This window comes from Blastococcus colisei, assembly GCF_006717095.1.
Classification (GTDB): Bacteria; Actinomycetota; Actinomycetes; order Mycobacteriales; family Geodermatophilaceae; genus Blastococcus_B; species Blastococcus_B colisei.
The window spans coordinates 168,778-190,217 of sequence record NZ_VFQE01000001.1 but is presented as its reverse complement, the minus strand read 5'-3'; the positions used below and the strand labels follow the sequence as shown (position 1 = coordinate 190,217).

At 72.5% G+C, this 21,440-nt stretch carries 15 protein-coding genes; 8 read left to right on the top strand and 7 right to left on the bottom strand.

What is annotated here, in order from left to right; all coding sequences use genetic code 11:
* Nucleotides 1-167: 167 nt before the first annotated feature.
* Nucleotides 168-371 (bottom strand): hypothetical protein, encoded by a 204-nt coding sequence (locus tag FHU33_RS00850; RefSeq protein ID WP_142023644.1) that lies wholly within the window; start codon nt 369-371, stop codon nt 168-170.
* A gap of 134 nt (nt 372-505) precedes the next feature.
* On the opposite strand from FHU33_RS00850, the gene FHU33_RS00845 reads away from it, so the two are divergent.
* The 3 genes from FHU33_RS00845 (at nt 506) to FHU33_RS00835 (ending at nt 4,111) form a co-directional block, all read left to right on the top strand.
* Complete coding sequence (locus FHU33_RS00845; protein WP_170182275.1) at nt 506-904, top strand: helix-turn-helix domain-containing protein; 399 nt, start codon at nt 506-508, stop codon at nt 902-904.
* An 87-nt stretch (nt 905-991) separates the two neighbouring features.
* Nucleotides 992-1,816: an ImmA/IrrE family metallo-endopeptidase gene (locus tag FHU33_RS00840; RefSeq protein WP_170182274.1), complete on the top strand. Its 825-nt coding sequence runs from the start codon at nt 992-994 to the stop codon at nt 1,814-1,816.
* Between the two features lie 960 nt (nt 1,817-2,776).
* Nucleotides 2,777-4,111 carry a deoxyguanosinetriphosphate triphosphohydrolase family protein gene (locus tag FHU33_RS00835; RefSeq protein WP_170182273.1) on the top strand — a complete coding sequence of 445 codons (1,335 nt, stop codon included), beginning with the start codon at nt 2,777-2,779 and terminating at the stop codon, nt 4,109-4,111.
* Here FHU33_RS00835 and FHU33_RS00830 read toward each other — a convergent pair.
* Nucleotides 4,105-4,395 (bottom strand): hypothetical protein, encoded by a 291-nt coding sequence (locus FHU33_RS00830; RefSeq protein ID WP_142023640.1) that lies wholly within the window; start codon nt 4,393-4,395, stop codon nt 4,105-4,107. The genes FHU33_RS00835 and FHU33_RS00830 overlap by 7 nt on opposite strands.
* Before the next feature lie 531 nt (nt 4,396-4,926).
* On the opposite strand from FHU33_RS00830, the gene FHU33_RS00825 reads away from it, so the two are divergent.
* From FHU33_RS00825 to FHU33_RS26110, 3 genes are all read left to right on the top strand, one after another.
* On the top strand, nt 4,927-5,145 hold the full coding sequence (locus FHU33_RS00825) for a hypothetical protein (protein WP_246063186.1): 219 nt from the start codon (nt 4,927-4,929) through the stop codon (nt 5,143-5,145).
* 83 nt (nt 5,146-5,228) lie between these two features.
* Complete coding sequence (yaaA, locus tag FHU33_RS00820; protein ID WP_142023639.1) at nt 5,229-5,975, top strand: peroxide stress protein YaaA; 747 nt, start codon at nt 5,229-5,231, stop codon at nt 5,973-5,975.
* Nucleotides 5,976-6,123: 148 nt separating this feature from the next.
* Nucleotides 6,124-8,730, top strand: coding sequence for a SpoIIE family protein phosphatase (locus tag FHU33_RS26110; RefSeq protein ID WP_142023638.1), 2,607 nt, complete (start codon nt 6,124-6,126; stop codon nt 8,728-8,730).
* Between the two features lie 3 nt (nt 8,731-8,733).
* On the opposite strand, the gene FHU33_RS00810 is transcribed toward FHU33_RS26110, so the two are convergent.
* Nucleotides 8,734-10,404, bottom strand: a complete 1,671-nt coding sequence (locus FHU33_RS00810; RefSeq protein WP_142023637.1) for a DEAD/DEAH box helicase — start codon at nt 10,402-10,404, stop codon at nt 8,734-8,736.
* Nucleotides 10,405-10,466: 62 nt separating this feature from the next.
* Here FHU33_RS00810 and FHU33_RS00805 point away from each other — a divergent pair, with 62 nt between their 5' ends.
* On the top strand, nt 10,467-11,879 hold the full coding sequence (locus FHU33_RS00805) for an amidase (RefSeq protein ID WP_142023636.1): 1,413 nt from the start codon (nt 10,467-10,469) through the stop codon (nt 11,877-11,879).
* 135 nt (nt 11,880-12,014) lie between these two features.
* Here the strand turns inward: FHU33_RS00805 and FHU33_RS00800 are convergent, their stop codons facing one another.
* The 4 genes from FHU33_RS00800 to FHU33_RS00785 form a co-directional block, all read right to left on the bottom strand.
* Complete coding sequence (locus tag FHU33_RS00800) at nt 12,015-13,385, bottom strand: glucose-6-phosphate dehydrogenase (RefSeq protein WP_142023635.1); 1,371 nt, start codon at nt 13,383-13,385, stop codon at nt 12,015-12,017.
* The gene (locus FHU33_RS00795; protein ID WP_246063185.1) at nt 13,382-15,241 is read right to left on the bottom strand and encodes a glycoside hydrolase family 15 protein; all 1,860 of its coding nucleotides are present in this window, start codon (nt 15,239-15,241) and stop codon (nt 13,382-13,384) included. The genes FHU33_RS00800 and FHU33_RS00795 overlap by 4 nt, the downstream gene beginning before the upstream one ends.
* 145 nt (nt 15,242-15,386) lie before the next feature.
* Complete coding sequence (locus FHU33_RS00790; RefSeq protein ID WP_142023633.1) at nt 15,387-20,378, bottom strand: NAD-glutamate dehydrogenase; 4,992 nt, start codon at nt 20,376-20,378, stop codon at nt 15,387-15,389.
* Between the two features lie 90 nt (nt 20,379-20,468).
* Nucleotides 20,469-20,840: a phage holin family protein gene (locus FHU33_RS00785; RefSeq protein WP_142023632.1), complete on the bottom strand. Its 372-nt coding sequence runs from the start codon at nt 20,838-20,840 to the stop codon at nt 20,469-20,471.
* A 115-nt stretch (nt 20,841-20,955) separates the two neighbouring features.
* On the opposite strand from FHU33_RS00785, the gene FHU33_RS00780 reads away from it, so the two are divergent.
* Nucleotides 20,956-21,417: a hypothetical protein gene (locus tag FHU33_RS00780; protein WP_142023631.1), complete on the top strand. Its 462-nt coding sequence runs from the start codon at nt 20,956-20,958 to the stop codon at nt 21,415-21,417.
* The last annotated feature ends 23 nt before the right edge of the window (nt 21,418-21,440 follow it).

Below are 21,440 nucleotides of genomic sequence, written 5' to 3'. Positions count from 1 at the left end.
ACGGGCGGTCGAGCACCTCCGGTTCAGCCACCGGACAAGCCTGATCGACGCAGTTGACTGTGCCATCCGCATCTGCCACCGCACCTGATCGTCCCTGGTAGACGGGGCTGTACGAGGCAGGGCCCCCCGCACTTGCACTGCGGGGGGCCCTGTTCATCGTCCGGCGGTCAGGCCTTCTCGGTGACGCTGGTGTTCGGGTGCCGAGCCGCCGCCGCCCCCGAGATGTAGTGACCCGTGATCGCGGAGCGGTGGTGGGTGCCCGAGTTCCGATTACTCCCGGACTCGGTGACGCTCGTCCGCGGATGCCGGGCCGCGGCCGCTCTCGAGATGTACCGACCGGTGATGGCGCTTCGACTGTGGCCCTTGGCCATGGTCGTCTCCTGTCTACTCGCTGTGCGCCTGCCGTTACAAGCGCTGCTTAGTAGGCTAAGCGCACGACGACCCGTCGCGCAAGCCGGACCGCGCAATGCTTGCTCGACTAAGCAGACTCCGTCATGATGGGGCGGTGCCCCCCAACCTGGACTCCTCCCGCGCGGCGAGCTCGCAAAGCCTGGGCGCCTACTTGAAGTCGGCCCGCTCCGCACTGGGCGTGAGCTTGCGCGCGGTTGAAGAACGCACCGGCAAGGCCGTGACGAACGGCTACCTCAGCCAGATCGAGAGCGGCACAGTCACCCAGCCCTCACCCAACATGCTGTACCACCTAGCTCAGGTCTATGACCTGGACTACGGCGACCTCCTCGTCCGTGCCGGCCACCGCATCCCGCACAGCGACGACACGGCGCAGCGAGGCATTCTCGCCGGCTTCCCCATGAACGCCCTGGAAGAGCTGACGGAGAGCGAACGCAGAGAACTTCTTGAGTACATCGCCTTCCTCCGTTCCAGGCGCGCGTCGAGCCCAAGGTAGGTAAAGAAGCCCATGCCGCCGCTTCATGCCGCCTCACTCGAGGACATCCGCAGGTACGCACGGGGGGCACTTCACGCCGCCGATGCGATGGAGCTCACGCCCACGCCGCTGGCTGCGGTTGAAGCTGCTGTGGGGTTGCTGCCGGCCGAGCAGCTCTTCCTGGCCGGGGCCGACGTCCCGCCGGGAATCGCTGCCATCGCCGCCAAGCTCATGAAGAAGGTCATGGGAGGCCTGGCCTACCGCGAGAAGCGGGTGTACCTCAACACTGCTGAACTGGCTGTCCCCCGCCGGCGCTTCGTTCATGGCCACGAACTCGGCCACCAGGTGCTCCCTTGGCAGGAACAGGCGTACTACGCCGATGACGAGAACACCTTGAGCCCCGAGACCCGCGACGCGATGGAGTGGGAAGCCAACGCCTTCTCAGCTGAACTGCTGTTCGGCTTAGATCGCTTCACCACCATGGCGGACAGCTACGCTCCTGGTCTGGCAGTGCCGCTCCACTTGAGCAGTCAGTTTCAGACCTCGGCCCATGCCGCCATCCGGCGGTACGTGGCCACCAGCCACCACCGCATTGCTCTTCTGACCCTGGGCCGCTTCACCCGGCGGGTCTCTCGCGGCCCGTACCTGCCACTGATGGCCGACCAGTGCGCCGAGTCGGCTGCCTTCGCCGAGCGCTTCGGGTCTATCACCGACCTCGCCGCCCTTCCCTTGGTGTTGACCGAGCACCCCGCCATCGCCGCCGCTGGCCGTGTGGCCTCCACTAGCCTGCTGGAGGACAACGACGACCTCGTCATCGAGACGAAGCGAGGCATGACGACTTTCCAGACGCAGGCCTTCCACAACGGCCGGCTGAACTTCGTCCTGCTCTACCAGAAGGGGCGCTTCAGCGGGCAGCGGCTGCGTGCCGCCTGACCGTCGTCTGCGTCCGTCACGGCAAGGGCGGGTCGCCAGTCTGGCGCTCGTCAAGCGCCGGGGATCGGCCTTCGCAGCCCGATCTGGGTTCAGTCAGGAGCCGTCACAGGGTCAGCCGCCGCTGCTGGGTGGAAGCGGGGCAGGGGCGTGGCGTCCCGAGTGCGGGCAGTTCGATCGACGGCAGAATGGCTGGCGAGTAGCCCACCACGCCTGACCACTTCCCCATAACCAGCTCCCCTCCGACTGCGCCGGCCGGGGGAAGGGTGGGCCGCAGGCCCATCCCGCAGGGACGCGCAGCGCCCTTCCGGCGGCCGGCGCAGTCGGAAACGCTCGCGCGGGTGTGGGGACGGGTGCTGTCATCAGGGAGTGTCCGAGGCTGCGCGGCAGGTCTTCGACCACGAACCGCCAGGAGATCAATGCCGCGTCCGATCGACGTGCTCGTCGAGGGACCACGCTGCCTGGCTTCCCCGCGGAGGGCGCCGGTTTGTCCCCAGCGGTGACTTCCACAGCGACACGCCGGGCGACCGACGCGCAAAGTTTCTCCCGACTTTCTCCCGTCCACAGCGCGTGTGCAGTGTCTTTGCAGGTCAGACCGTCGGAGAACAGCCGCGTCGTCGACGCGTCCCCGGAGCGTTCCACATGTCGACATGCGTCCGTCCACTGATCTGTCCACAAGTAGTGCAGAACCCTGGGGTGTCGGGGGTTGGACGTCGTTGGAGCGCGCACCTACCGTCCCTCTTGCCCTTACAAGCGTGGAATTCGAACCACGGTTCGAGGATGGCCGTCGGGTCCGGCGAGTAGACAGCGAACGGGCCCCCAGTTGCAGCTGAAGGCCCGTCCTCGTCCCGCCGTCCGGATCAAGACAGAGGAGACGTCCCCGATGAAACTACGAGCCCCGGAGCCAGGCAAGGCCGCGAGCCGACCCGTCCGAGGGAAAGGTAACGCGGGGGTGTGCAGCCGGTGAGCGAGGAGAACACGGTCGCGGAGGAGGTGCCCACCCGGGACCGGCGGAGCCAGTCCGAGCACGGGGTTGACCGGATCCTGTACTCCGACGGGTTCCGGCGCCTTGGCGGCGTGACCCAGGTGATCGCCGTCGGCGAGATCCCGCTGTTCCACAACCGCCTGACGCACACGCTGAAGGTCGCGCAGATCGCGCGGCGGCTCGCGGAACACCTCGCCCGCGCGCCGGGCAGCGACGCGCGCCTCGCACCGTGGCGCGGCATCGACATCGCCGCGGCGGAGGCTGCCGGCCTCGCCCACGACCTCGGGCACCCGCCGTTCGGGCACGTCGGCGAGGCCGTTCTCAACGAGTGGTGCGAGGGCAACGGCCTGGATGGCTTCGAGGGCAACGCCCAGACCTTCCGCCTGGTCACGAAGATCCTCCGGCGGGGGCCGCAGACCGGCCTCGGGCTCGGACTCAATCCTCGGACGCTGAACGCGCTGATCAAGTACCCACGAATGCGCCCGGAGGGGCAGCGGGGCCCTCACCAGAAGTGGAACGCCTACCCAACGGAGCGCGAGGCGTTCGACACTGCCCGCCGGGGGTCCCCCGACGGGGCCCAGAGCCTCGAGGCTGCGGTCATGGACTGGGCGGACGACGTTACCTACGCCGTCCACGACCTGGAGGACTTCCTGCGCGCCGGCCGGATTCCAATCGCCCGGCTACTTGACACCGACGGCCGCGAGATGTCGCGCTTCGTCGCCGCGGCGACGAAGCAGCTGGCGCCCAAGGACCCGGAGTTCAGTCCAGACTTCGCGGAACGCTCTTTCCGAACCGTCGCCGAGACGTTCCTGAGCCGCTCGAAGCACTACCGCGGGGGCTCGGACGACCTGGCTGCCCTCCAGCAAGCGTCCGGCCAGATGATCAACAGCTTCGTGAGCGCCGTCCGGGTCGGACCGCTGGACGACCCGATCGACGTGCCCGCGCAGACGAAGTACGCCGTCAAGATGCTCAAGCAGCTGATCTGGTTCTACGTGATCCACGACCCGGCGCTGGCCACCATGCAGGAGGGCAACCGTCGGCTGATGGCCGAACTGTTCGAGGACCTGATGGAGTGGTTCCCCCGCGCGCGCAGGGAGGGGGAGGAGTACCGGGTCCCGAAGCGACTGGTAGACCTCTGGCACATGTCCGACGACGAGCCGGATGCGAACGCGTACCGCGACAGGACCGCGCGCCTCGCCCGCTGCGTCGCCGATTACATCGCCATGCTGACCGAGGCGCAGGTGATCGACCTGCACGGTCGGCTACGCGGCCGGACCGGGCAGTCGGCCCTGGACTCGTGGATGGCCTACTGAGGGTCGGCCTCGCCCGGGACGAGCCGGTGCTGGCCAGTCAGCCGGAGCTGCCCCTCGGAGAGAAGCGCGACGATCGCCGCTGCGGCAGCGTCCGGGCTGGTCTGCACGGAGACCGCGTGCAGCACCTCGTCGGCAGAGTGAACCCCCGGGCGGTTGACGATCCGGAGCGCGAGGTCGCGGGCACGCCGCTCCAGGCGCTCGGCAGCCCGGTCCGCGGCCAATGGATCCCATCCGCGCAGGTCGACAGGCCCCGTTTCCTGCCAGTCGGCAACTGTCGCCGTCATGTGACCCCCTTCGGTTTGACCCGACCTTAACTGCGCCCCGGCCGGTACGCCCGAGCGGTCGTCTTGTCCAGGCCTGCTCACCACTTCGAGCGAATCATGCCTGCGGATACCGACACAACGACCCAGAGCACACAGCCAGGTAGCTGGCGGCGCGTCGCGCCAGGGCGGCGTGTCGCCGCTCACCGAAGGACGCCTGAGCTTGGGCCGCCTCGACGAGGCGAGTCCTCAGGAGCGTCATCTGCAGGGTAGGCCGCGGGCAGGCGCGGGACCCCGTGAGTACGAAGATGCCGCCGTGCGGAGCCCACGTCCGGCCCGTTCCCGGCCTGACGCAGATGAGCGTGGAAGGCGCCGACCGCGTGGGCTCGCGCGGTGGTGCTGCGTGACGCGCACTGGCCGAGCTGAGGCATTCGGATCACCAGCGCCGCGCCGGCGAGCGGCCGGAAACCCTGGTGGGGCACAATCGGGGCACATGATCTTGTAATTGATGTTGGTTGACACTGATTGGCTGGCATGTATCTCTGCAGCTCAGAGGTGAAGTGCGCGTCGTCTCGCTGGTCAACGGGCCCCACCCGCACGTACTGGGACTACACTCAGCTGCGCTTCCCGCGCCGCGAGGGCATGCGGATCGACTTCGTGCTCGGCTCCCCCGCATTCGCCGGCCGGGTGACGGGCGCGCGGATCGACCGCGAGGAGCGCAAGGGCAAGGGCGCCAGCGACCACGCACCCGTGATCGTCGACCTCGCGGGCTAGGTCGTTCGGCCGCCCTGCAGGGGCCCGCCGCGGGCCTGCGAGCGGCGGGGGGCAGGGGGGCCCATTCTGTAACCTCACGTTCCGTGCTCGTCCTGCTGCCGCCGTCGGAGACCAAGGCACCCGGCGGGGACGGCGCGCCGCTCGACCTCGCCGCGCTGACCGCACCGGAACTGACCCCGGTGCGCACCGAGATCGCCGAGGCGCTGGGAAAGCTCGCCGGCGACGTCCCGGCCGCGCGCGCCGCCCTCGGCCTCTCACCGAAGCAGGACGCCGAGATCGCGCGCAACGCCGAGCTCTGGACGAGCCCCACCCGTCCGGCGCTGGAGCGCTACACCGGTGTCCTCTACGACGCGCTGGACGTCGCCTCGATGACGCGGGCGCAGCGCGCCCGGGCCGGACGGCGGCTGGCCGTGGGCTCCGCGCTGTTCGGGGTGGTCCGCGGCGAGGACCCGATCCCGGCCTACCGGCTCTCCGCCGGCTCGACGCTCCCCGGCCTGCCGACCCTGCGCGCGATGTGGAAGCCGGCCCTCTCTCCCGTCCTGGCAGCCGTCGACGACCTCGTCGTCGATCTCCGCAGCGGCTCGTACGCCGCGCTCGCGCCCGTGCCCGGCGCCGTGACCCTCGAGGTGCTCAGTGAGCGCCCGGACGGCCGCCGCTCGGTGGTCAGCCACTTCAACAAGGCGCACAAGGGCCGGGTCGCCCGGCTGCTCGCCCTGTCGACGGCGGAGCCGGCCGACGTCGTGCGGCTGAGGAGCCTGCTGCGACGGGCGGGGTTGCACGTGGAACATGGCGGCGGCACCGCCCTGACGCTCGTCGTCCCTGCTCCGTGAGGAGCCGCCGCCGTTCGCGAACGTGACCTTCCTCCGGGTTGGTTGCGTCCAATGGATCGGGCATGCAATAACTGTGGGAGAGGGGTGCGGCTCCAGCATCGGGGTCGCGCCTCCCGCGCTCCCCGGCAGCGCCGGGCGGAAGGGCATCGTGGACCGAACGGCAGACCGCACGCCCCCCGGGTTCCCGCGATCCGGCGAACGTGCGGCAGCGGAGCTGCGCCGCCAGCCCGCCAGGGTGGTCGAGGCCCGGCGGCTGCGATCCGCGCGCGGCGGGAGCAACGCCCTGGACCGGCTGACCGAGCTCGCCGGCCGACTGCTCGGCACCCCCGGCAGCCAGATCTCGCTGCTCACCGACGTCCAGGTGGTCGCTGCCGGTGCGGGCCTGCCGCCCGGCTCCGTGGGGGGCGAGAGCCCGCTGGAGACCTCGCTCTGCACCGTGACCGCGACCGGCGCCGCCTCCCTCGTCGTCCCCGACGCCCGCGCCGACGACCGGGTGCGCGACCTGCCGCCGGTCGCCTCCGGCCAGGTCGGCGCCTACCTCGGCACACCCCTGACGACGTCCGGCGGCCTGGTCATCGGCGCGCTGTGCGTGTTCGGCCCGGCGCCCCGCGAATGGTCCGAGGCCGACGTCGCCACCCTGCAGCAGCTGGCCGAGTCGACCGTGACCGAGCTGGAGCTCTCCGCCCTCGTCCAGCAGTACGAGAACGACCGCATCCGATGGGGCCTGGCGATCGACGCCGCGGGCATCGGCACCTTCGACTGGGACCTGGCCAGCGGGCGGCTGTCCTGGGACGAGCAGCTGAACGTGATGTTCGGGTACGAGCCCGGCACCTTCGAGGAGACCATCGAGGCGTTCAGCGCCCGGCTGCACCCCGACGACCGCGAGCGGGTCACCGAGGCCCTGCAGCAGTGCATCGACACCTGCGGCGAGTACGACGCCGAATACCGGGTGGTCCGTCCGGACGGCGAGACCCGCTGGGTGCACGCACGGGGCCGCGCCCTCGTGGGGTCCGCCGGCTCGGCGGTCCGGATCCTGGGCGCCGCCTACGACACCACCGGCGAGCGGGAGGGTGCCGCCCTCGTCACCCGGCTGCTCGAGGCGATGCCCGCGGGCTTCTACAGCCTCGACCGCGAGTGGCGGTTCACCCACGTGAACGCCGAGGCCGAGCGACTGATCGGCAGCTCTCGAGAGGAGCTGCTCGGGCAGGTCCTGTGGAGCGCCTTCCCTTCTGCGGTCGGCAGCAACGTCGAGGACAGCTACCGCAACGCCGTCCGGACCGGCGAGCCGGCTACCTTCGACACCTACTACCCCGCCCCGCTGGACGGGTGGTTCGAGGTGCGCGCCTGGCCCACACCGGACGGCCTGTCGGTCTACTTCCTCGAGGTCACCGAGCGGCGGCAGATGCAGGACCGGGCGGATCGCTCGGCGCGCCGGCTGGCGATCCTCGCGCAGGTCAGCGCGGAGCTCGCCGGCACCCTCGATGCGCCGACGGCCGTGTCGCACCTCCCGCGGATCGTCGTCCCGGCCCTGGCGGACTTCTGCATCGTCACCCTCGTCGACCCCGACGGCCGGCCGCGCGACGTCGCGTCGTGGCACGCGGACCCGGCGTCCCAGCCGCTGCTGGAGCGGTACGCCGACGTGCGTCTGGACTCCATGCCGGTCGGCTCACCGGTGGCCCGGGCGCTGGTCAGCGGCGAGGCGGTCAGGGAGAGCGGCGAGACGGTGCTGGGCATGCTGGCGCCCGGCGAGGCGCGCGACCTGGCGCAGATCCTGCACCCGCACAGCGCCGTCGTCCTCCCGATGCGCGGTCGTGGACGCACCCTCGGTCTGGTGACCGCCTACTACCGGCCGGGGACCGAGATGACGGACGAAGACCTCGCCATCGCCCAGGACGTGGCCGACCGTGCGGGGCTGGCGCTGGACAACGCGCGGCTCTACAACGCCCAGCAGCAGTTGGCCGAGGGGCTCCAGCGCAGCCTGCTGACGGAGCCGCCGGAGCCCGACCACGCCGAGATCGCCGTCCGCTACCTGCCGGCCGCCGAGGCGGCCCGCGTCGGTGGCGACTGGTACGACGCCTTCCTGCAGCCCGGCGGCTCGACGATGCTCGTCATCGGCGACGTGGTCGGTCACGACACGGAGGCGGCGGCAGCCATGGGTCAGTTGCGCGGCCTGCTCCGGGGGATCGCCACCTACAGCGACGCCGGCCCGGCGGAGGTGCTCCGCGGCCTGGACGCCTCGATGGCCACGCTGCAGACGGGAACGCTGGCCACGGCAGCCATCGCCCGGTTCGAGCAGACCCCGGACGAGCTGGAGCGGGGCGTCACCCGGATGCGCTGGGCGAACGCCGGCCACCTGCCACCCCTGGTCGTCAACCCCGACGGGAGCGTGGCCGAGCTCGCCAGCTGGCGGGGCGACCTGCTCCTGGGCGTGGACGCGGACGCCCGCCGCCGGGAGTCGGTGGTGACGCTGGACCGGGGCGCGACGGTCCTGCTCTACACCGACGGCCTCATCGAGCGCCGCGACGCCGACCTCGACGCGGGCCTGGTCCGGCTGCGCGACGCCCTCGTCGAGCTGGCCGACCTGCCGCTGCAGGAGATGCTCGACGAGCTGCTCGAACGGCTCGTCCACGGCCGGCCCGAGGACGACGTCGCGCTGGTCGCCGTCCGGCTGCACCGGCAGGACCGGCCCCGGCCGGCCGAGGCCGGCCCGAACAAGGTGCCCCCCACCGTGCCGCCGGAGCGCGGCACCGCCTGAGCCCTAGCTCTTGTCGCGGCGGACCGTCGCCTTCCGTCCCTTGATCATCGTCGCCTTGAGGGCGCTGATCACCTCGTTGGCGGCCGGCTCCGGAACCTCCACCAGCGCGAACCGCTGGTGGATCTCGATGGCGCCGATGTCGCGGCCGGTCAGGCCGGTCTCGCCGGTGATCGCGCCGACGAGGTCACCGGGCCGGATCCCGGCCTCCCGTCCGGCACCGACGAACAACCGGGCGACCGGACCTCCGGAAGGCCGGCGGGTCCTCGGAGCGGAACCACGGGTGTCGGGCCGGCGAGCTGCGTCCGGGCGGAACGTGACCTGCGGGATCTCCTCGTCGTCGTCGGCCGCGCCCCCGCTCTCGTGCGCGAGCTTCACCGCGGCGAGCGCCACCTCCATGAGGTCGAACTCGTCGGCCAGGGTCTCCACCACGACGCGGAACCGGTCGAGGTCGTCGCTGAGCAGGCTCTCCCGCAGCGCCCCGCGGGTCAGGTCGAGCTGCCGGGCACGCAGGTCGGCGACGGTCGGCACCGTCTGCACCGAGATCGGGTTGCCAGCGACCCGCTCGATCGTCTTGAGCATCCGGTGCTCACGGGGCTCGGCCAGGGTGATCGCGACGCCCTCCCGGCCGGCCCGGCCCACGCGCCCGATGCGGTGCACGTAGGACTCCGGGGCCGACGGCACGTCGTAGTTGACGACGTGGGTCAGCTGCTCGATGTCCAGCCCCCGGGCGGCGACGTCGGTGGCCACCAGCAGGTCCGCCGTCCCCCCGCGCAGCCGGCCCATGACGCGGTCGCGCTGCTCCTGGCTCATCCCGCCGTGCAGCGCCTCGGCGCGGTATCCGCGGCCGTTGAGCGTCTCGGTGAGCGAGTCGACCTCTTCGCGGGTGCGGCAGAAGACGATCGCCGCCGTCGGCGCCTCGATGTCGAGGATCCGGCCGAGTGCGGCGGGCTTCGCCGCACGGGGGACGACGTAGGCGGTCTGGCGCACCCGCGGCGCCTCCCCCGCGGCCGCCTTCTCCTTGGCGATGGTGATGCGGACCGGGTCGCTGAGGTGCCGGCGGGCCAGCGCGTCGAGCCGGCGGGGCATCGTCGCGGAGAAGAGGACGGTCTGCCGGGTCTCCGGCGTCTCGTCGAGGATCGCCTCCAGGTCCTCGGCGAACCCCATGTCGAGCATCTCGTCGGCCTCGTCCAGGACGACGGTGGCGACCTCGCCCAGCTGCAGGCTGCCGCGGTTGAGCAGGTCCAGGGCCCGTCCCGGTGTCGCGACGACGACGTCCACCCCGTGCTCGAGGCTGCGCAGCTGCCGAACGATCGGGGCGCCCCCGTAGACGGGCAGGACGCGGGCGCCGAGGTCCTTGCCGTAGCGGTGCAGCGCCTCCGACACCTGGACGGCGAGCTCGCGGGTGGGCACCAGGACGAGGGCGACCGGCGGGCGTTGCGTGCGGTGTGCGGTCAGCCGCTGCAGCACCGGCAGCGCGAACGCGGCGGTCTTGCCCGTGCCGGTCGCCGCCTGGCCGAGCAGGTCGCGACCCTCCACCAGCGGCGGGACGGCTTCCTGCTGGATCGGCGTGGGCTCCTCGTAGCCGAGGGCGCTCAGGGCCGCCAGCAACTCGGGCCGCAGGCCGAGATCGTCGAAGGTCGGGCCGTCCTCGCTGGTGTCTCGTTCGCCGTCCATCGCGCTCCATCGTTCCCCCCTGGCTCGTTCCGCGCGTCACGGGGGCATGACAGGCTCGGCCGGTGACCGACGACCTGTGCTTCCGGCCCGCCACCGAGCTGGCCGCGCTGCTGCGTGCCCGCGAGATCTCCGCGCGCGAGCTGCTGGCCGCGCACCTCGATCGGATCGACCGGCTGGACCCGGACGTGAACGCCGTCGTCACCCTCGACGCCGACGGCGCCAGGGCGGCGGCCGACGCGGCCGACGCGGCGCTTGCCGCGGGGGATCCCGTCGGCCCGCTGCACGGCCTGCCGGTGGCGCACAAGGACACCCACGCCACGGGCGGCATGCGGACGACGTGGGGCTCGCCGCTGCACGCCGACACCGTGCCGCTGCGCGACGAGCTGGTCGTGGCGCGGATGGCGGCGGCCGGGGCGATCCGCGTGGGGAAGACGAACGTGCCGGAGTTCGCGGCCGGCTCGCACACCTTCAACACCCTGTTCGGCGCCACCCACAACCCCTACCGGCACGGGCTGTCGGCCGGTGGCTCGTCGGGCGGCGGGGCCGCGGCCCTGGCCGCCGGCTTCGTACCGCTGGCCGACGGCAGCGACATGGGCGGCTCGCTGCGCAACCCGGCCGCGTTCTGCAACGTGGTGGGCCTGCGTCCGACGCCGGGCCGGGTGCCGACCTGGCCCGCGCCCATGGGGTGGTCGCAGCTGTCGGTGCAGGGCCCGATGGGGCGCACCGTCGCCGACGTGGCGCTGCAGCTGTCGGTGCTGGCCGGACCGGATCCGCGGGTGCCGATCGCGCTCGCGGACGACCCGGCAGGGTTCGCCGCACCGCTGCCCGAGCGGCTGGACGGCCTGCGGGTGGCCTGGGCGCCGGACCTGGGAGGACAGGTGACCGCGGACCCGGCGATCACCGCGGTACTGACGCCGTCCGTCGCGGTGTTCGAGTCGCTGGGGGCGTCCGTGGAGGAGGCCTGCCCCGACCTGTCCGGCGCGGACGAGGTGTTCGGGACGCTGCGGGCGTGGCTGTTCGACGCGACGTTCAGCGATCTGGCGCGCCGGCACCCGGACAAGGTCAAGGAGTCGATCCGCTGGAACGCCGAGCTGGGCGCCAAGCTGACCGGCTCCGACGTCGCCCGCGCCGAGCAGGTGCACACGAAGCTCTACGAGCGGGTGGTGTCCTTCTTCGAGCGGTACGACGTGCTGCTCGCCCCGACGACGCAGGTGCTGCCCTTCCCCGTGGAGATCGAGTACCCGACCGAGATCGCCGGCGTCCACCAGGACAACTACCTGGAGTGGATGCGCTCCTGCACGGTCATCTCGGCGACCGGCTGCCCGGCGCTGTCGGTGCCGGGCGGGTTCACGCCGGACGGGCTGCCCGTGGGCCTGCAGGTCGTCGGCCCGCCCCGCGCCGACCGGCGGGTGCTGGAGGCGGGGCACGCCTTCGAGCAGGCCACCCGCTTCGGCGAGCGCCGTCCCGCCCTCTGACCTCCTCTACGGCTCTCTAGCCGCGGCCCTAGATGGCCCGAGAATCGCCGATATGCGGATGAGCGCGGTTATGGCGCCCGGATGACCGCCGCCATGCGGATGACGGCGGGAACGGGGGCGTGCGGAGGCCGGGCGTCAGGGGTGCCGCGTGGGCCCGTCGGAGCCGGCGGGGTACTCGCGGAGAGGCACGTCCCCCGCCTGCCACGCGGCGAGGATGGGCTCGACGATCCGCCACGACTCCTCCGCCTCGACGTCGCTGATCGACAGCGCGGCGTTCCCGTCGAGCATCTCCTTGAGCAGCAGCCCGTACGCCGAGAGCCGCGTGGGGGGCAGCGCGATGTCGAGGGAACGCCGCTCGATCTCGAACGGGTCCCCCGCCCCGTTGAGGTTGATCTCCAGCGCGATGCCGTCGGGGTCCAGCCGCAGCCGGAGCACGTCGGGTTCGGGGGCCTCGCCGCCGAACGCCATGTGCGGCACGGGCTTGAACCGCAGCACGATCTCGTGCCGGTCCGCGCCCAGCGCCTTGCCGGAGCGCAGCCGGAAGGGGACGCCGGCCCACCGCCAGTTGTCGATGCCGACCGTGTACTCGGCATAGGTCTCGGTGCCGCGGTCCGGTTCGACGCCGTCCTCGGCCGCGTAGTCGGGCAGCGGCCGCCCCCGGACGGCGCCGGCGGTGTACCGGCCGCGCACGGTGTCCCGCTGCATGTCCTCCGGCGGCCGGACGGCGCGCAGCACGTCGGCCTTCCGTGCCGCCAGGCTGCGGGCGTCCACCGCGGCCGGCGGCTCCATCGCCACGACGGCCAGCATCTGCAGCAGGTGGTTCTGCAGCATGTCCTTCAGCGCGCCGGCCGTGTCGTAGTAGCCGGCCCGCCCCTCGAGGCCGATGGTCTCGTCGAACACGATGTCGACCCGTTCGATGTGCGTCGCGTTCCACAGCGGCTCGAACACCCGGTTGGCGAACCGCAGCCCCAGGATGTTGAGCACCGTCTGCATGCCCAGGAAGTGGTCGGTGCGGAAGATCGACTCCTCGGGCAGGAGTCGGTGGAGGACGGCGTTGAGCCGCCGTGCGTCGGCCAGGTTGCGCCCGAACGGCTTCTCGACGGCGACGACGGCCCCGTCCGGCAACCCGACCTCGGTCAGTGCCTCGAGGGTGGGCAGGAAGACGGTGTTCGGCAGCGCCAGGTAGACGACCGGTGCTCCCTCCACGCGGGCGAGGGCTGACCGCAGGTCGGCGGAGAGGGTCACGTCGCCGTGCCGGTACCCCAGCCGCTCGACGACCCGCTCCCGCGACGCCTCCGGCACATGACCCGCGTGCTCGGCCAGCCGGTCCCGCGCCCAGTCCCGGTACTCGCCGTCGGACCAGTCCTCCTGGCTGACGGCCAGCACGTCGACGCCCTCGAGCAGCCCGGCGTCGACCAGCTCGGCCACCCCGGGCAGCAGCAGCCGGCCCGAGAGGTCACCCGTGCCCCCGAGGATCACGAACGACCGGGACGTCGCCTGCGTCATCGTGCGGTCCCGCCGGCCGCCGCAGCCTCGGCCCGGGTCAGGTTCCACCCGCTGCTGATCACCCCGACATGGCTGAACGCCTGCGGGAAGTTGCCGAGGAACGTCCCGGTCGCCGGGTCGATCTCCTCGGCCAGGAGTCCCAGTTCGTTCGCCCGGCCGCACAACGACTCGTACAGGCCGTGCGCCTCCTCGAGCCGGCCCTGGCCGACCAGGTTGTCGACCAGCCAGAAACTGCAGAGCAGGAAGGCACCCTCCCCGCCCGCCAGACCGTCGGGTGACTCGGTGTGCAGGTACCGGTAGAGGAGTCCGTCGCCCGCATCGAGATAGCGGCGCACCGCCTCGGTCGTGGCCACCATCCGGGGATCGTCGGCCCGGACGACGCCGCGCAGCGGCAGGGTGAGCAGCGAGCCGTCCAGCCCGCCTCGATCGCCCTGTCCCGGAGGCGTGAGGTGCTCGGTGAAGGTGCCCCGATCCGGGTCCCACGACGACTCGAGGAGGGTCGCGGAGATCCGGTCGGCCTCGTGGCGCCATCGTTGCCGCGGATGCGGCAGACCGCAGATCTCGCCGATCCGGAGCGCCCGGTCGACCGCGACGTGGCACATCGCGACCGAGTAGGTGAACGGCCGTCCGGCGTCCCGGATCTCCCAGATGCCGTTGTCCGGCGTCGACCACTGGCCGATGGCCTGCTCCGTCAGCTCCTGCAGCGCACCCCACAGCGGCTCGTCGAGCGCGCCTCCGGCGCGCACCCACTGGTAGGCGACGTCCAGCAACTCGCCGTAGACGTCGTTCTGGACCTGCCGTGCCGCGCCGTTGCCCCAGCGGACCGGGCCCGAGCCGCGGTAGCCGGAGAGCGCCAGGTCCTGCCACTCCATGCCGGGGCGCTTGCCGTCGAGGGTGTAGACGATGCTGGCCCGGTCGTCGCGCTCGATGTTGCGCAGGGTCCAGGCCAGGAAGGCGTCGGACTCGTCCTGCATGCCGATGCGCCGCAGCGCGTAGCTGGAGAACGCCGCGTCCCGCACCCAGGTGTAGCGGTAGTCCCAGTTCCGGACGCCGCCGATCTCCTCGGGCAGCGAGGACGTCGCCGCCGCCATGATCGCCCCGGTCGGCGCGTGGTCGAGCAGCTTCAGGGTCAGGGCGGACCGGCGGACCAGGTCGGTCTGCGGCCCCGTGTACTGCAGGCGATCGGCCCAGCTGCGCCAGGCCGCCGCCGTCTGCTCGATGAGCCGCTCGGGTTCCGTGCGGATCCGGGTATGGGTCTGCCCGGACCACTGGAGCGCGACGGTCAGTTGTTCGCCCTCGCGCAGGGTGACCCGCCCGCGGATGGATCCGTCGCCGGCAACGGTGAGCGGGTGCGAGGCGGAGAACAGGATCTCGAGGCTCGGCTGGGCGGCCCAGTGGATCCGCCAGGCACCGAGTTCGGAGCGCACGAGCACGCCGTCCATCGGGGTCAACAGGACGTCGACCTCGACCGTGCCCCCGACGGCGCGCGCCAGCCGCAGGAGCTCGCCGCGGCCGGAGGGCACCGGCTCGGACAGGTCCGCGCCCGACCGCAGCGTCAGGCAGTCGGTGAGCTCCAGCCGCCCGTCCGGGCCCTGCATCTCGGTCACCAGGATCCCGGTGTCGGGCAGGTAGCGCTGCCGGGACCCCTGGAGGCCGACCGGGATGACGTCCAGGGAGCCGCCGCGTTCGGCGTCGAGGATCCCCGCGAGGAACGGTCGGCTGTCGAAGTTCGGCAGGCACAGCCAGGGGATGGCACCGTCCCGGGCCACGAGGGCGCAGGTGAGACCGTCCCCGATCAGCCCGTGGTCCTCGATGGGCAGATATCCGTCGGTCCGGACGATGGGACGCAATGGCAAGAGGAATCCTCGGCTGGACGACAGGTCGCCGGGACAGTTCCCCCGCGTGGCGCCGGGAATCCTGGAACGCATGACGGTCTGGTGAACAGCTCCCTCTCTAGCGGCCGAGCTGGAGAGTCCGATAGTCGTCCGGACTCGGCAGCGGCTACGGCGCCGCGGGGCGGGGGAGGCGACGGGCCTGGCGGCGTTTGCGCAGGCCACGCAGCGTGCGGACGGCGACGAGCAGCTCGGCGAGCTCGTGCCGCTCACCGGAGGCGATGTCGGCGAGCTGCGCGGCCGAGCGGGCCTGCGTGGCGTCCCAGCCGGCCACCCAGGCCGCCACCAGCTCCTTCGGCTCGTCCTCGTCCGAACGCCGGGCGCTCAGGACGTCCTCGGTCAGGGATGCCGTCTCCGACGCCAGGTCGTCGCGCAGGGAGGCCCGCGCCATGGACGGCCAGCGGCGGTCGCGGGGCAGGGCGAGGACCAGCTCGCGCAGCGGCACCAGCCCCAGCCGCTCCGACAGGCACTGCATGACCGGTCCGGAGAGGGCGACCGGCGCCCCGGTCCGCTCCGTGACGACGGCGAGGTCGAGGGCGGCCGGCAGCAGGGGTGCCGCCGCGGCCTCGGCGGACAGCTCGGGCGGCACTCCGGCCTCCTGCAGCCGGGCGACACGGGCGGCATAGGCCTCGGCCTCCGCACCGAGCAGCCAGTGCGGCAGAGCGGCGCGCACGGCCGTGACGGACGAGGCGAACCGGTCCCTCACAGCGGCGACGGGAGGCGCCGGGTCGGCGACGAGGTCGGGCTGGCGCAGCAGCCAGCGCGCCGTCCGCTCGGCCAGACGGGTGACCTCGGTGCGCAGCTCGACCTGCGTCGTCGCCGACACGTGGTTGTCCAGCGCGCCCACGGCGTCCCACTGCCGGTCGACGTCGAACACCGCGCGGGCCACGACGTGCGCCCGTACGACGCGGTCGAGCGGCACGCCGGTCTCCTGCGAGAGCCGGAACAGCCCGGTGGCCCCGGCGATGTTGACCGCCCGGTTCGTCAGTGCCGTCGCGATGATCTCCCGCCGCAGCGGGTGGCCGGTGATCGCGGCCGGGAACCGCTCCCGCAGCCGGCTCGGGAAGTAGCTGGTCAGCAGGTCCTCGAGCGCGGGGTCGTCGGGCAGGTCGGTCTGCAGGACGACGTCGCCGGTCTCGAGTTTGGCGTAGGCGAGCAGGACCGAGAGCTCGGGGCTGGTCAGCGCATGCCCGTCCCGCCGGCGCTCGGCCAGAGCGCGGTCGTCGGGCAGCGCCTCGACGCTGCGGACCAGCCGGCCCGACCGCTCCAGCGACCGGAGGAGTCGCTCGTGGGCGTCCAGCAGGCTGCGGGCCGAGGTGGCCTCCACGGCCAGGGTCGCGTTCTGGTCGTGGTTGTCGGCGAGGACGGCGGCGGCGACCTCGTCGGCCATCTCGCCCAGCAGCGCGGCCCGGCCGGCGGCGTCGATCTCGCCGTCGTCCACCACCCGGTTCAGCGCGATCTTGATGTTGACCTCGTGGTCGGACGTGTCGACGCCCGCGGAGTTGTCGATGGCGTCGGTGTTCACCCGGCCACCGGTGAGGGCGTACTCGACGCGGCCGCGCTGGGTCAGGCCGAGGTTGCCGCCCTCCCCGACCACGCGGGCACGCAGCTTTTCGCCGTCCACCCGGACGGCGTCGTTGGCCTTGTCCCCCGCGTCCAGGGCGCTCTCGGTCGACGCCTTCACGTAGGTGCCGATGCCGCCGTTGAACAGCAGGTCGACCGGCGCCAACAGGATCGCCCGGATGAGGTCGACGGGGGTGAGCGTGTCGGCGCCGTCGGCGATGCCGAGGGCGGCCCGCATCGGCTCGGAGACCGGGATCGCCTTCGCCGTCCGTGGCCACACCCCTCCGCCGGCGCTGATCCGCGAGCGGTTGTAGTCCGCCCACGACGAGCGCTGCAGCCCGAACAGCCGCCGGCGCTCGGCGAAGGACGCCGCCGCGTCGGGATTCGGGTCCACGAACACGTGCCGGTGGTCGAAGGCGGCCACGAGACGGATGTGCTCCGACAGCAGCATGCCGTTGCCGAAGACGTCGCCGGACATGTCGCCGATGCCGACCACGGTGAAGTCCTGCGCCTGCACGTCGACGCCGAGCTCGCGGAAGTGCCGGGTGACCGACTCCCACGCGCCCCGGGCGGTGATGCCCATGGCCTTGTGGTCGTAGCCGACCGAGCCGCCCGAGGCGAAGGCGTCGCCGAGCCAGAAGCCGCGCTCGATCGCGACGGAGTTGGCGAGGTCGGAGAAGGTCGCCGTCCCCTTGTCGGCCGCCACCACGAGGTAGGTGTCGTCGCCGTCGTGCCGCACGACCTTCTCCGGCGGGACGACCGTGCCGTCCACCAGATTGTCGGTGAGCGAGAGCAGCGCCCCGATGAAGATCGTGTAGCAGGCCTGCCCCTCGGCGACGACCTCGTCGCGCGAGGCCCCGTCCGGGGGCGGGTTCTTGACGACGAAGCCGCCCTTGGCCCCGGTCGGCACGATGACCGTGTTCTTGACCATCTGCGCCTTGACCAGACCGAGCACCTCGGTGCGCAGGTCCTCGCGCCGGTCGGACCAGCGCAGACCACCCCGCGCGACGGCGCCGAAGCGCAGGTGGATGCCCATGACGCGGGGCGAGCTGACCCACACCTCGCGGGCGGGGCGCGGCTCGGGCAGGTCGGGCACGGCGTGCGGGTCGAGCTTGACGGCCAGGGCGGGGCTGGCAGAGGAGGACATGGCGTAGTAGGTGGTCCGCTGGGTGGCGGTGACCGCGGCGAGCAGCGAGCTGAGCACCCGGTCGGCGTCCAACGACGCCACCTCGCCGATCGAGGCCTGCAACGCCTCGACCAGCTCCTCCTGGCGCTCGGCCCGGCCGTTTCCCCTGCCCGGGGAGAACCTCGTCTCGAACAGCAGGACCAGGCGGGCGACGACGTCGGGATGCGCGGCCAGGGTCTGTTCCACGTAGGACTGCCCGAACGGGAGCCCGGCCTGTCGCAGCCACTGCACGTAGGCCCGCACCACGCTGACCTGCCGCCAGTTCAGCCCCGCCAGGAGCACCAGCGCACCGAGGCCGTCGTCCTCGGCCTCGCCGCGCCAGACCGCGCTGACGGCCTCGGTGAACCGCTCCGGGAGCGAGCGGATCAGCGGCAGCTCGGCCGCGGGCACCGCGACGCCGAAGTCGTAGATCCACGTCGGAGGGGCACCGATGCGGTCGATCTCGTACGGCCGCTCGTCGACGACGTCCACGCCCATGTTCTGCAGGACCGGCAGCACCTCCGACAGCAGCAGCCGCTGCCCGACCCGGTAGATGGAGAGCCGCCGCTCCCCCGCCGCGGCGCCCTTCGGCGTCCAGAGCCGCATCGAGATCTGGCCCGGGGCGAGGCCGTCCAGCCGGGTGAGGTCGTCGACGGCCTGCTCGGCGGAGAAGTCCTGCTGGTAGCCGGTGGGGAAGGCGTCCGCGACGCGGGAGAGGAGCTTCTCCGCCTCGGCGCCGTGCCGGGCCTGCAGGGCGTCGGCGAGCTCGTCGGTCCAGCTGCGGGCGGCCGCGGCCAGCTCGGCCTGCAGGGCGTCGACGTCGACGGTCATCGGCTTGGGGCTGCCGCGGCGCCCCACCGGCACGCGGACGACGAAGTGCAGCCGCGCGAGGACCGACTCCGTCGAGCGCGCCGTGTACTCGATGCTGGCGCCGCCGAGCCGCTCCAGCAGCAGCTGCTGCATGGCCAGCCGGACCTCGGTCGTGTACCGGTCCCGCGGCACGTAGACCAGGGCGGACCAGAACCGCCCGGTCGGGTCCTGACGGAGGAACAGCCGGGTCTGCCGGCGTTCCTTCAAGTGCAGCACCGCGGTCGCCACGGGCAGCAGCTGGTCGGCGCCGACCTGCAGCAGTTCGTCGCGCGGGTAGGTCTCCAGTACCTCCAGCAGCTCCTTGCCGGTGTGGCTGTCGGCCGGGACGCCGGAGCGGGCCACGACCTCCGCCACCCGGCGACGCACCAGCGGCACGTCGACGACGCTGCTCGTGTACGCCGCGGACGGGAACAACCCGACGAAGCGGAACTGGCGCGCCCGTCCGTCCCGATCGGGTGGCAGGGTGACCGCTACCAGGTCCAGCCACGCCCGCCGGTAGACCGGCGAGCGGGTGTCGGCCTTGGTCACCGTGAGCAGGTGCTGCCCCGGCGTCCGCACGGCCTCGGGCAGTCGGGTCGTCGGCTCGCTCATGTCGGTGTCGCTGCGCAGCACCCCGAGGCCGGTGCCCGGGACGACTGCCGCGGACGGCTTCCCGCGTCCCGTCGCCTGCTCGACCTCCCGCGCACCGAGCAGGACGAAGTTGCCGTCGGCCAGCCAGCGCAGGAGGGCGGCGGCCTCGGCGGGGTCGTCGGCGGGGTCGGCGTCCGTGCCGGAGGGGGAAGCGACGCCGACGAGCTCGTCGAGGCGGCCGGCCAGCTCGAGCAGCCGGGTCCGCAGGCGCTCGGCGTCCTCGTCGACGGCCCGGACGTCGTCGAGCACCGTGCGCAGGCCGGTGACGAGGTCGGTGCTGGCCTCCTCGTCCAGCGGTCCGTCGAGGACGACGGCCATCCAGGACTCGGTGAGCGCGTCGGCGCCGCAGCCGGCGGCCGCGCTGCTGTCGCAGAAGGCCAGGATCTGCCCCCGCAGGTCACGGCGCACCACCACGACCGGGTGGACGATGTGGGCCAGCGTGAAGCCCTGCCGGACGACCTCGGCGGTGACCGAGTCGACCAGGTAGGGCATGTCGTCGGTGACGAGCCGGACGACCGCCCTCCCGTCGGGGAGCGCGTGTGCGTCGACCGTGGCCGACCCCGGGGGCCGCACCTCGGCGAGGCGGAGGTGGCCGAGTGCGAGTTCGGCGAGTTCGGCAGGTTCGTGGCCGAGGACCTCGGCGGCGGGCTCGCTCCAGTAGTAGCGCTGCAGCAGAGCCGGCAGGTCGTCGGGGGTGCAGCCGGTAGGCAGGTCGCGCTTCGCGGCCAGTGCCGCTTCGGCCGCACGGCCCAGGAGCTGCCGCTTCTCGTCGCGGGCGGCCTCGAGCGCGGCGAGTTCGGTCAGGGAACCGGCCGAGGGCCCGCCGTCCGGTCCGCGTACCGGCGTCGGCGGTACGGCGGTGGTGCTGGCCATGTCACGCCACGCTACTGCGATCCGGGCCACTTCTCATGGCGACGCCGCAGGCGTTACCGACCCGTGGCCCGGCCTTGCGCCGGATCCGGGTCAGCGGTCGAGCAGCTGGTCGGCCGCCCACCCGGCCACGGCCAGGATGAGGCCGCCGAGGAGGGCGGTCGTGAAGCCGTCGATGGTGAGCCGGTCGGTGATCCCGGCTGTCAGCGCGAGCAGCGCCGCGTTGATGACGAGCAGGAACAGGCCGAGCGTCAGCAGCACGAACGGCAGCGACAGCAGCCGGAGCACCGGGCCCACGATCGCGTTGACGACGCCGAAGATCAGTCCGATCCACAGGTAGGTGCCGTACTCGCCCAGCGGCCCGTCGGGGTTGGGCAGGACCTCGAGCCCCGGCAGGACGTCGAAGTAGGTCAGCCCGTAGAAGACCGCCGCGAGGAGAACGACCTTGAGCGCGAACTTGATCACGCCGTCGACGCTAGACGGCCGGCAGCGGGCGACGGGGGATCTCGCCTCGACTACTGCTGTCTAGCGTCGCGCCTAGAGAGTGGCAGACAGCCCTGGACGGCCGCAGACTCGCACCGTGACGACTACGGACGAGCAGCTCGCTCTCCGACCGCCGGGATGGGTGCGGGCACTCGGCGCCGTGGTCGTCGTCGCCTGGCTGCACACCTTCCTCAGCGATCCGCCGCCGGGCTACTACCTGCTCCCCGGTGCGCTCCTGACCGTGCTGGTGGTCGCCTTCCTCCTTCGAGTGGCCCTCTGCAGCGTGATCGCCACCGCGGACGGCCGGCTCACCGTGCGCAACATCGCATCCACCCGCACCTTCCTGCGGCAGCAGGTCGAGGTGGTCGGCATCGACCGGGCCGACGGCTGGCTGGGGCGCGGCCGGGGCTGGGCGGTCTTCCTCGTCCTCGAGGACGGCTCCCGGCATCGACTCGACGTCACGGAGATGCCGTCGAGCGGCGAAGTCCTCGGGCGGCTCGAGCGGCAGGCCGACGAGATCCGTGGCTGGGTGTCCGGGCGGCCGCAGCCGCCCCGCTGACACGCGCCGGGTCGCCGTCCCGA